Here is a 9848-nt window from a genome sequence, read left to right on the forward strand (position 1 = left end):
GAGCGGCCTCCAATTTGGGTCAATCCCACGTCGCCGCGGCCTTCTCGACAGCGCCGTTGGGCAAGGTCTGTCCATGACGGCGCTGGCGGGTGAGGAACGGACGGCGGTGGTCAGCGCGTTGGCCGAGGCCGCCGATGCCTTCGCGGCCCGCGCCCACGAGCAGGAGGTGCTGCGCGACCGCGCGCGTCCCGGGACGATGGTCCACCACCACCACGCGCACTCCGCCACGCTCTGGCGCTCGGCGGAGGGCAGCCTGCGGGCGCGGATCGGTGAGCTGGGGCTCGGGGCCTAGCACTGGTCCCTGACCCGCCCGGTCTCGTAGCCCCACATCGCGACCTCCACCCGGTTGCGGGCGCCGAGCTTGGTCATCAGGCTGCCGATGTGGGTCTTCACCGTGCTGAGGCTGATGTGCAGCTCGGCGGCGATCTCCGCGTTCGTACGTCCCCGCGCGAGGGTCAGCAGCACCTGCTCCTCGCGCTCGGTGAGCGGGTCGACGGGTTGGACGGGAGGAGCTGTCCGGCCGGTGCGCGCGAACGTCGACAGCAGCCGGCGGGTGATGCTGGGCGAGATCAGCGAGTCACCCCGGACGGCCGCCCGGATCGCCTCGCCGAGCAGCGCGGGCCCGGCGTCCTTCAGCAGGAAGCCGGTGGCCCCGGCCGCGAGCGCACCGTGGACGTGCTCGTCGAGGTCGAAGGTGGTGATGACCACGACCGCGACCGGGTCCGCGACGCCCGGGCCGGCCAGCAGGCGGGTCGCCTCCACGCCGTCGAGGACGGGCATCCGGATGTCCATCAGGCACACGTCGGGACGCAGCTCGCGGACCAGCCGCACCGCCTCCTGCCCGTCGCGCGCCTCTCCCACGACCTCGATGCCGTCCAGGGTGCCGAGGATCAGCCGCAGCCCGGTCCGCACGAGGTCCTGGTCGTCGGCGACCAGCACCCGGATGCTCATGCCGGCACCTGCCGCGGCAGCGTCGCGGTGACGGCCCAGCCGCGACCGGGGGAGGGACCCGCCTGGCAGGTGCCGCCCAGCAGCAGTGCGCGCTCGACCATCCCGGTGATGCCGAAGCCCGCCTCGTGGGCGGCCTGGTCCGGGTCGCCGTCGTCGCGGACCACGAGGCTGACCGTGGACCGGTCGCCGGCGACGCGTACGTCGACCAGCGTGGCGTTGCGGGCGTGGCGCAGGGCGTTGGTGACCGCCTCCTGCGCGATCCGGTAGACGGCGGCGTCGATCGCGGTCGGGAGTGCGGCGAGGTCACCGGACACCCCGACCTCCACCCGCGGCCCGACGGGCGACGCGCCAGCCATTCGCTCGAGGTCGGCCACGCCGGGCTGCGGGGAGTAGTCGGCGGGCGACCCGTTGCGCAGCACGCGCACCATCGCCCGCATCTCCGCGAGCGTGCGCGATGCCTCCACCTCGATGACCTCCAGCGCCTCGAGCGGCGCCGAGGAGCTGGAGGAGGCGAGGGCGCGCCCGGCCTGGGCGTGGACGGCGATGGCGGAGACGTGGTGGGCCACCGTGTCGTGCAGCTCGCGCGCGAGCAGGACCCGCTCCTCCGACTTCACCTGCTCCAGCCTGCGGTGCCGGGCGCCGTCCTGGGAGCGCACGGCCCAGCCCAGGGCGCAGGCGGCCATCAGGACCGCGATCCCACCGATCGCGTCGCCCACCCCGCTCCAGCTGACGACGATGCTCAGCACGGCGGGGACCGCGATGACGGCCAGTCCCGCCACCGCCTCTCGTCCTGACCCCCACCGGACGAGCGCGTAGGGCAGCACCAGGAGGTAGATCATCGTGTAGATGTCGAGCGTCTGCGCACCGGACGCGATCACACCGAGGTCGACGACCGTGACCGCACCGAAGGCGGCCACGACCACGGCGAGCGGGTGCGTACGCCGCCACAGCAGCAGCGGTGCCAGTCCCATGGCCAGCGCCATCGACAGCCCCGGCAGCGGCAGGTCGTCGCGCAGCGACCACTCCAGCAGCGCCAGGACCGTCACGAGCCCGAGGAGCGCCCAGTCGCGCCAGACCCGCGCCGGCGGGGGCGAGGGCCGGGGCTCCTCCAGCAGGGACCGCAGTGGGTTGCTCACCCCCTCAGCCTAGGGACGCAGCGCCGCGCGGGGGCCGTACTTTCGGCCAGGACAGGACCGGCCGTCGAGCCGATACGCCCGCGGCCCGGGACCGCGAGGGTGGACGCATGATCACAGTTGAGTCCCTGACCCGGAGGTACGGCGGGTTCACCGCCGTCGACCACGTCTCCTTCACCGCCCGGCCCGGTCGCGTGACCGGCTTCCTCGGCCCGAACGGAGCCGGCAAGTCCACCACGATGCGCGTCATGGTCGGTCTGACCGTTCCGACGTCCGGCTCGGCCACCATCGACGGCGTACGTTTCGCCGACCTGCCCAACCCCGGCCTCGAGGTCGGCGTCCTCCTGGACGCCTCCGCCCAGCACGCCGGTCGCACCGGGCGCGAGATCCTCACCATCGCCGCCGACACGATGGGCCTGCCCCGCACCCGGGTCGACGAGATGATCGAGCTGGTGAGCCTGACCCCCACCGAGGCGAGGCGTCGCGTGCGCAACTACTCCCTCGGGATGCGCCAGCGCCTCGGCATCGCCACCGCCCTGCTCGGCGACCCGAGGGTGCTGATCCTCGACGAGCCCGCCAACGGGCTCGACCCCGCGGGGATCCGGTGGATGCGGGACCTGCTGACGGACTTCGCCGGCCGGGGCGGCACAGTGCTGCTGTCCTCGCACCTGCTGCACGAGATCGAGGTCATCGCCGACGACCTCGTTGTGATCGGCAACGGGGCGATCGTCGCGTCCGGCACCAAGGAGGAGCTCCTCGCAGCCGCCGGGACACTGGCCCGCTCGACCTCACCGCGAGACCTCGCCCACGCGCTCGAGCAGGCCGGGATCCCCAGCACGCTCGCCGGGGACGGATCCGTGCGGACCGACGCCGATCCCGCCCGGGTGGGATCGGTCGCGCTGACGGCCGGCATCGCCCTCACCGAGCTCCGGTCCGCCGAGGGCGCCGGGCTCGAGGACATGTTCCTGTCGCTCACTGCCGACACCCAGCGCGAAGGAGTCGCGGCATGACCGCCACGATCGTCCCCCCGACCTCCATCTCGGTCCGTCGGACAGCGCGGCCCGTCCCGTTCGCGCGACTCGTCCGCGTCGAGCTGCGCAAGATGTTCGACACCCGCTCAGGGTTCTGGATGCTCGTCAGCATCGGCGTCCTGTCGGTGCTCGCGACCGGGGCCGTCATCGTCTTCGCCCCTGACAGCGCCATCACCTACGAGAGCTTCGCGACGGCGATCGGCCTGCCGATGTCGGTCATCCTGCCGGTGGTCGCGATCCTGGCCGTCACGAGCGAGTGGAGCCAACGCAGTGGGCTCACGACGTTCACGCTCGTGCCCAGCCGCGGACGGGTCATCGGCGCCAAGGCGATCGCGACCGGCCTGGTGGGCCTCGGCTCGATGGCCGTCGCCTTCGCGGTCGGCGCCGTCGGCAACCTGGCCGGCTCCGCTCTCGCCGGCGTCGACACGGTCTGGGACATGTCGCTGTCCACCGCACCCCAGATCGTGCTCGGCAACCTGGTCGGCATGGCGATCGGCTTCACGCTCGGCGTCGTGCTGCGTGCCTCGGCCGCGGCGATCGTCGGCTACTTCGTGGTCTCGCTCGTGCTGCCCGGCATCCTCGAGCTGCTCGCGCTGGTGCGAGACTGGTTCCTGGACCTGCAGCCGTGGATCGACTGGAACTACACCCAGGTGAAGCTCTTCGAGGGCACCACGGACACCGGCGAGGAGTGGGCGATGCTCGGCTCCACCACGACGATCTGGATCGTCGTCCCCCTCGTCATCGGGCTGCTCTCGCTGCGGCGGTCAGAGGTGAAGTAGGGCGCGCTCGGCGTCGGGCACCGCGTGCCGTAGGAACCCCTGTCCCGGGGCGCTCGCCGGACGGGCCACCCGGGCCGGTCGTGGGGGTGTTCCCGTTGTCGAGGCGGACACCTGGGTCGGCGGATCCGGGCGCTCAGCAGGCGTCGCTGAAGTGGTGCAGGACCTCGCCCCTGCCCACCTCGATGAAGTCCACGCGACTCGTGTCAGTGACCTGCTCGACGGGCCCCAGTGAGAAGGCGATCCAGTCCGCGCCCTCCTTGACGAAGACCCAGCCCACGCCCTGGTCGTCGGCCCGGACCTGGGCCAAGAGCTCGCCGTAGGTCGCCATGAGGGCCCGGTGGCTGCTGCCGACGCCGATGCCGTCGGCGGTCTCCAAGCCGTCCTCGTCGGTTCCGAGCGCGCTGATGGTGCCGTCCTGGTCGGCGGAGACGTACAACCCGTCGGAGAGCTCTCCGCGCCACAGCCAGTCGTTGCCCTCGCACGGTGGGTCCTGGTCGGCCACCAGGTAGCCCTGTCGGATGTATCCGGAGACCTGCCTGCCGACCTCGACCGGCTCGATGCCGCCGAGCACGATGTTGCCGAGCTCGAGGGGTGCACCGTCCGGACCCTCCGGAGCAGCGGGGGACCAGGAGGGCAACCCTGCGGCCGCACGGTCGTTGCGGTTCGCGGTCGATCCGAATGCGCTCATCGCGTCGACCACGTCGTGCAGCGCTGCGGTGCTCTCGCGCAGGTACTGCCTGCGTTGCTCCTCGGGACGAGACCCGCTCCCGCCCTCGTTGCTGCCCGTCTCGACCAGCACGGCTGTGCCCGACCGGACGACCTGCACCAGACCGAGACCGACGGCCGGTTCGGTGCCCATCAGGTAGTGGAGCACTACCGCCGCCGAGTCCTCGGTCAGATCGGTCGTCACGACTTCGGCCAGGGTGGTGTACCCGTCGCCGGTGTCCTGCGTCGGGCAGCTCCGGTAGAGGTCCGTCACCGACGCTGCGTACTCGCGTGCGGTGACCGCTGAGCCAAAGGTGAGGAGCATTCGCGAGCGGTGGTCCTCGGGGTTGGTCCACACGGCTGACAACCGGTCGCTGCCGTTCGGGACGAAGATCGTGGTTCCGCAGGCGGTCAGGGTCAGGGGTGGGAGCTTCCGTGAGGGCCCCTCGAGCCCGTTCGGTCCGCCCTCGTCCTCGCCTGGTCCGGGCCAACCTTCGGCGAGCGCGAAGTCGGACGGAATCACGGCGCCCGCGGGAACCTGGGCCCTTTGCGGTCCGGGGTCGCTGGGGGCGTTCGGCTTCGCGGACGTGGGCGGTGTCGAGCTTCTTGCCTCCCCATCCTCGTTGATGCTGTCTACGCCCTCCCTGCCGGCGCAGCCGGTTGCGAGGGCGACGGACAGAGCCAGCACGAGAAGTACGTGGCGCGAGCGAAGTGGTGCGTCCATAGCCGTGAGACGCTTCAGCCGGCGACGAGGTTGCCCTGGCGCCGCCCGGATCGGGTCAGTACTGCCACCAGGCCGGCATGTCTTCGGCTCGCTGGGTGAGGTCGGCGGGAGCGCCGATGCCGAGACCGGGGTCACCGGCCAGTGACACCATCTCCTCGACCAGCACAGGTCCGTCGAGCTGACGAGGGTCGCCCGTGACCGGGTGCCCGGTCCAGGATGCACGCACCATCACGCCCGCGCGCCAGCGAGTCACAGTGATGCTCCCGGGGTCGGCGCCGTCGGCATGTGTCCAGGCGACCAGTGCACCGCCGGAGGGCGCGCAGCCGTCGCTCTCGGCGCAGCGCGCTTCACGTCGAAGGCTTGCCCCCCGGAGCTCCCGCTGCGCCGGCCGCAACGCGACCCGCAGCGTCGTCGCTGCCCAACCACCCTGAGGCGGGAACTGCATGATGATGCCGACCTCCGGCGGAGTCGTCCGCGGGTCGGGACCGGCCGTCGCGGCGTCCCAGGCAGTGTGGTCCTGCGTGAGCAGAGCGAGCGTGGCTGGCGTGGCGGGATCGCTCAGGACTGGGCCGGGCAGATCGCGGCCCGGGGTGGCCGGGTCGTCGTACACCTCGAACCGAGCACCCTGCGCCAAGGCCTCGGTCGTCGTGACTGGCGCGACCCTTGGATCGGTGACCAGCCCGACGAGCTCGTCCACAGAGACCGGCAGATCGAGCTCGCGCGGGTCGCCGGTGATCATCGGGCCGGCGAACGACGCAACCACGGCAGTGGACCCCGATCGGTGCAGCGCCATGACGCTCCCGGGATCCTCCCCGGGATGGCCGGTGTCCCATCGGAGCGAGACGCCCTGGATCCTGGCGCAGCTGAGGGCTGCGGATGCGCAGGAGCGCAGAGGGCGGTACTCACGCATTCCCGGCGAGGCCCACGGGGCCGTGAAGACCTCCACGAGGTCGCCGTCGTCGCCCTCGGAGGGACGGAACCTCACCCGCACGCCCACGGCGTCCTCCCCGAGCCGGCCAAGGGTCGAGGCGGTCATCGGCTCGGCGCTGCTGGCCTCACCCTCGATGTGCTCGTCGACCAGCCACGCCAACGCAGGTGGCGTGAGCCGTCCGCTCGGTTCTGCTGCCCCGGGCGGGTGTCGGTCCGCGCCACAGGAACCCAGTGCCGCCCCGCTGATGAGCACCGCGAGCGCCAGCGCGCTCACGCGCATCCCCATCAAGAGGTCCCGACGATCACTGGGCCGCACGCCGGCCGTGCCGCCCGATCTGCAGGATCTCCGGCGGGGGACCGACCGAGCTCACCGGCCTCTGCGTCGGCAACCAGGCGTCGGAGTAGAGGACTGCGCCGCGGGGAGGCTGCTCGATCTGGCGGCCGGGAGCCACGAAGAGCGGGTCCTGCAGGTGCGAGGCGGGGGGCCGCAACGGCCTCCCGTCGTTGAACAGGGCCCGGACGGTCCCGACGCACAGACCCAGCGCGATCGCCAGGAGCAGCCACATGAAGGCCATGCCTCCATGGTGCGCCTCGTCGCGCCCGGTGGGAAGGGCCGCGTGTCACCATCCGCAGTACGTCGGCACGAACCCGCGCAGCGCGGCCCGACGCTCGTCACCGATGGGCAGGTAGAACGCCGCGCCCGGCGGCAGGTCGGGTCCGGTCACGCGTACCGGAACAAGGGTGCCGACCTTGTCGTCGGCCAGCGCGTGCGGGTCGCACCGACTGGGGATCAGTCGCAGGACGACCTCCACCGGAGGGTCGTCAGGACCGAGGGGATATGTGACTCCCTCGTCGACGTGGGCCGAGCCGGGGACCTGTCGGAACAGCACCGTGTCCTCGAAGCCCGCGAACGCGACCTCGTCCTGCGCGCCGGTGGGAGTCAGGGTCACCGGCAGCTCGTAGACGGAGTTCCTGCCCTCGCCGGCGATGCGTACGGTCCCGAGCTCGAGGGTCGCCGCCTCGCCCAGCCGTTCCTCCGCGCAGTCGCGGTCCATGAAGAGGGCGACGGCGCCGTAGCGGTCGGTCGCCGTGGTGGTCGACTGCAGCTCGGGTCCGTCGTCGATGCGGTAGGTCAACCGGACCTCAACGTCCGACCCGGTGCCGCACCCTGACGTCGGCAGCTCGAACTCGAGGTCCGCCTCGTTCTCGAACGACTTCTCGCCGGCCCACGTGATCGTGCCGAACCGCGGCGACTCGATGTCGGCGTGGGTGACGGTGACGCGCCGCTCAGCGTCGTTCACCAGGCGTACGAAGAGGGTGCGTCCCTCGCGCTGCAACCGCGACTGGTCGACGTACGCCGCGAGGCCCTCAGGGAAGGGCGTCGTCCGCGCCTCGTCAGGCTCGTCGGTGGCACCGCACCCGAGCACGGTGGCACCCAGGAGCAGGAGCAACGTGGCGACGCGGCGCATGTCCGCAGCATTCCACGGCAGTCGGCGATACTCGCCGCATGCGTCGTCATCTGTGGTGGGTCCTGGGCCTCGTACTGGTGTGCAGCGGCGTCGTGATCATGCTGTCCGCCCAGGCCGGTCCCGACGACTTCGGGTGGTTCGCCTACACCCCGCTCAGCGACGACCCCGACTGGCACATGGGCTGGAGCGACCCCATGAGCAACGGGTCTGCGCTCATCGTGACGCCGTGGCAGGTGGCCGGCTCAGCGGTCGTGGCCCTGGGGCTGGTGGTCATCGCCGGGGGAGTGGGCTTCCGGCTCGGCCAGCGCCGGTCTCGGCGAGCTGCTTGATCGCGGCGAGCGTCCGGGGGATCCCGGCGTGGGCCTGCCGGGTGCGGTCCTCGATCTCGTCCGCGGCGCTGTCGCCGTACTTCTCGGCGAACATCGACTGACCTGCGGGGAGGAACTCCCACGTCTCGGTCAGGCGCGTGCCCGCTCCCTCAGCCTCGAGGAGGAAGCCCCACCGCACGAAGCCCTGGCCCACGACCCAGGCGAACTCGCGGCCGGGGTCGGCTGCCACGACCCGCGACCGGGTCTCCCACGTGCGGTCCGGGAGCTCGTTGCGCCCGGTGAACCACGCCCCGACGCGACCCGCCTCCGTCTCGTCGTCCCACCAGCAGCCGGTGCAGACGGGACTCCACTCGCCGGTGCGGGTGATGTCGCTGACGAGGTCGTAGACCGCCTCGGGGGAGGCCGCGATGACCACGCCGTCCTGGTGGGTCCGTGACTGTGGTGCTTGCGTCATCCGCGCTCACTGCGCTGCCGACGGCTGCCGCCGTGCCAGTCCTCCTGCTTGCCGATGGTGTCGGGGTCCACACCGAAGCCGATCAGCTGCGGGCGCTCGCGCAGGCTGCGCTTGAGCTCGGCGAAGCCGGGGAAGCGGGCCAGGCCGACCACGTGGTCCCACAGCTCGCCGGCCTGCTCGGGCTCGGGGAGCCGGCTGATCACGGGGCCGAAGAACGCCACGCCGTCCGGCGGCTCGAAGTGGATGATCGGGGTCCCGACGTCCTTGCCGGTCAGCGCGCGCGCCTCGTCGCCGTCCGCACGGATCGCGTCGTCCCAGGAGGTGTCGTCGAGGGCGTCGACCAGGTCGGTGGGCAGGCCGACCTCGATGAGGACGGGCTCGAGGAACTCCCGCGTACCGTGCCGGTGGCGATCGGTCTCGTCGTCCGCGTCCTCGGCGGGCGGGGCGTCGAAGATGTGGGCGCCCAGCGAGGCCTGCAGCGCGTCCAGCGCCTCGGCTCCGTGCTCGTGACGAGCCCGTGCGGCGACGCGCAGCAGGCGCAGGCCGGCGGTGTGACCCGCCTCGTACTCCGGCGGGAAGTGCGCGTCGTAGTCGATGTGTTCGTTGATCAGGCGCAGCGAGATGAAGCGCCAGTCCACCGTCAGGTCGCGCTCGGCCTGCACCATCCGGACCCACTTGCTGGTCAGCCAGCAGAAGGGGCACACCGGGTCGAAGTAGAAGTGGATGTCAGATGCCATGGATCGAGACTAGGGCCCACCCCTAGCTGTGATGCCCAGTCACGTTGTGCGATCGGGCACGGCGAGCCGTAGATAGGTGAAGGCCTCCCGGTGTGGAGTGGAGCTGTCTAGGACTTCACTTCCAGAGGGAGGCCTTCATGGCCCACGTTAACGCGGCTTTGACCCCGAAGCACCGACTCCGCCTGGCACGGCTCATCGTCGATGACGGCTGGACTCCGGCTCGAGCGGCCGAGTTCTTCAACGTCACCTGGCGCACCGCGGACAAGTGGGCTCAGCGCTACCGCGACGAAGGACCCGCCGGGATGAACGACCGATCCTCGGCCCGCCACATCCAGCACGCGAAGACACCACGGCCGGTAGTGCGCAAGATCGTGCACCTGCGCTGGAAGCAACGACTCGGACCGGCCCCGATCGCAGCCAAGCTGGGCATGCCGGCCTCGACCGTGCACGCGGTGCTCGTTCGGTGTCGGCTCAATCGGCTCACTCACATCGACCGGGTCACTGGCGAGCCAGCACGCCGCTACGAGCGCGAGCGGCCCGGCGAGCTGATCCATGTCGACGTCACCAAGTTCGGCAACATCCCCGACGGCGGCGGCTGGCGCTACA

General features: G+C 71.5%; 13 protein-coding genes. 5 read left to right on the forward strand and 8 right to left on the reverse strand.

Annotation, left to right across the window (positions count from 1 at the left end; all coding sequences use genetic code 11):
• Positions 1-73: 73 nt before the first annotated feature.
• Positions 74-292, forward strand: a complete 219-nt coding sequence (locus K4G59_RS13895) for a hypothetical protein (RefSeq protein WP_231251660.1) — start codon at positions 74-76, stop codon at positions 290-292.
• Here K4G59_RS13895 and K4G59_RS13900 read toward each other — a convergent pair.
• Both K4G59_RS13900 and K4G59_RS13905 read right to left on the reverse strand, forming a co-directional pair.
• Positions 289-951, reverse strand: coding sequence for a response regulator (locus K4G59_RS13900; protein WP_231251661.1), 663 nt, complete (start codon positions 949-951; stop codon positions 289-291). The two genes, K4G59_RS13895 and K4G59_RS13900, sit on opposite strands and share 4 nt — an antisense overlap.
• Positions 948-2087, reverse strand: coding sequence for a sensor histidine kinase (locus tag K4G59_RS13905; protein ID WP_231251662.1), 1140 nt, complete (start codon positions 2085-2087; stop codon positions 948-950). Before K4G59_RS13905 ends, K4G59_RS13900 begins: the two co-directional genes overlap by 4 nt.
• A 107-nt stretch (positions 2088-2194) precedes the next feature.
• Between K4G59_RS13905 and K4G59_RS13910 the strand changes: the two genes are divergently transcribed.
• On the forward strand, positions 2195-3094 hold the full coding sequence (locus tag K4G59_RS13910; RefSeq protein WP_231251663.1) for an ABC transporter ATP-binding protein: 900 nt from the start codon (positions 2195-2197) through the stop codon (positions 3092-3094).
• Positions 3091-3894, forward strand: a complete 804-nt coding sequence (locus K4G59_RS13915; RefSeq protein WP_231251664.1) for an ABC transporter permease subunit — start codon at positions 3091-3093, stop codon at positions 3892-3894. Before K4G59_RS13910 ends, K4G59_RS13915 begins: the two co-directional genes overlap by 4 nt.
• Positions 3895-4027: 133 nt before the next feature.
• Here K4G59_RS13915 and K4G59_RS13920 read toward each other — a convergent pair whose 3' ends face one another.
• The 4 genes from K4G59_RS13920 to K4G59_RS13935 all read right to left on the reverse strand — a co-directional run bounded on the left by K4G59_RS13920 (position 4028) and on the right by K4G59_RS13935 (position 7722).
• On the reverse strand, positions 4028-5122 hold the full coding sequence (locus K4G59_RS13920) for a hypothetical protein (protein ID WP_231251665.1): 1095 nt from the start codon (positions 5120-5122) through the stop codon (positions 4028-4030).
• A 256-nt stretch (positions 5123-5378) separates the two neighbouring features.
• Positions 5379-6527, reverse strand: coding sequence for a hypothetical protein (locus K4G59_RS13925; protein ID WP_231251666.1), 1149 nt, complete (start codon positions 6525-6527; stop codon positions 5379-5381).
• Between the two features lie 28 nt (positions 6528-6555).
• A complete protein-coding gene (locus K4G59_RS13930) occupies positions 6556-6828 on the reverse strand; it encodes a hypothetical protein (RefSeq protein WP_231251667.1) in 273 nt (90 codons plus the stop codon).
• A 45-nt stretch (positions 6829-6873) separates the two neighbouring features.
• A complete protein-coding gene (locus K4G59_RS13935; RefSeq protein ID WP_231251668.1) occupies positions 6874-7722 on the reverse strand; it encodes a hypothetical protein in 849 nt (282 codons plus the stop codon).
• 38 nt (positions 7723-7760) lie between these two features.
• Here K4G59_RS13935 and K4G59_RS13940 point away from each other — a divergent pair, with 38 nt between their 5' ends.
• Complete coding sequence (locus tag K4G59_RS13940; protein ID WP_231251669.1) at positions 7761-8051, forward strand: hypothetical protein; 291 nt, start codon at positions 7761-7763, stop codon at positions 8049-8051.
• Here K4G59_RS13940 and K4G59_RS13945 read toward each other — a convergent pair.
• Positions 7993-8505, reverse strand: coding sequence for an SRPBCC family protein (locus tag K4G59_RS13945; protein ID WP_231251670.1), 513 nt, complete (start codon positions 8503-8505; stop codon positions 7993-7995). The genes K4G59_RS13940 and K4G59_RS13945 overlap by 59 nt on opposite strands.
• Positions 8502-9242 (reverse strand): DsbA family protein, encoded by a 741-nt coding sequence (locus tag K4G59_RS13950; protein ID WP_231251671.1) that lies wholly within the window; start codon positions 9240-9242, stop codon positions 8502-8504. The genes K4G59_RS13945 and K4G59_RS13950 overlap by 4 nt, the downstream gene beginning before the upstream one ends.
• A gap of 137 nt (positions 9243-9379) precedes the next feature.
• On the opposite strand from K4G59_RS13950, the gene K4G59_RS13955 reads away from it, so the two are divergent.
• On the forward strand, positions 9380-9848 hold a 469-nt coding region (locus K4G59_RS13955), incomplete at its 3' end, for a helix-turn-helix domain-containing protein (RefSeq protein WP_231251672.1).

Origin of the sequence: Nocardioides furvisabuli (genome assembly GCF_021083185.1) — a bacterium.
Classification (GTDB): Bacteria; Actinomycetota; Actinomycetes; order Propionibacteriales; family Nocardioidaceae; genus Nocardioides; species Nocardioides furvisabuli.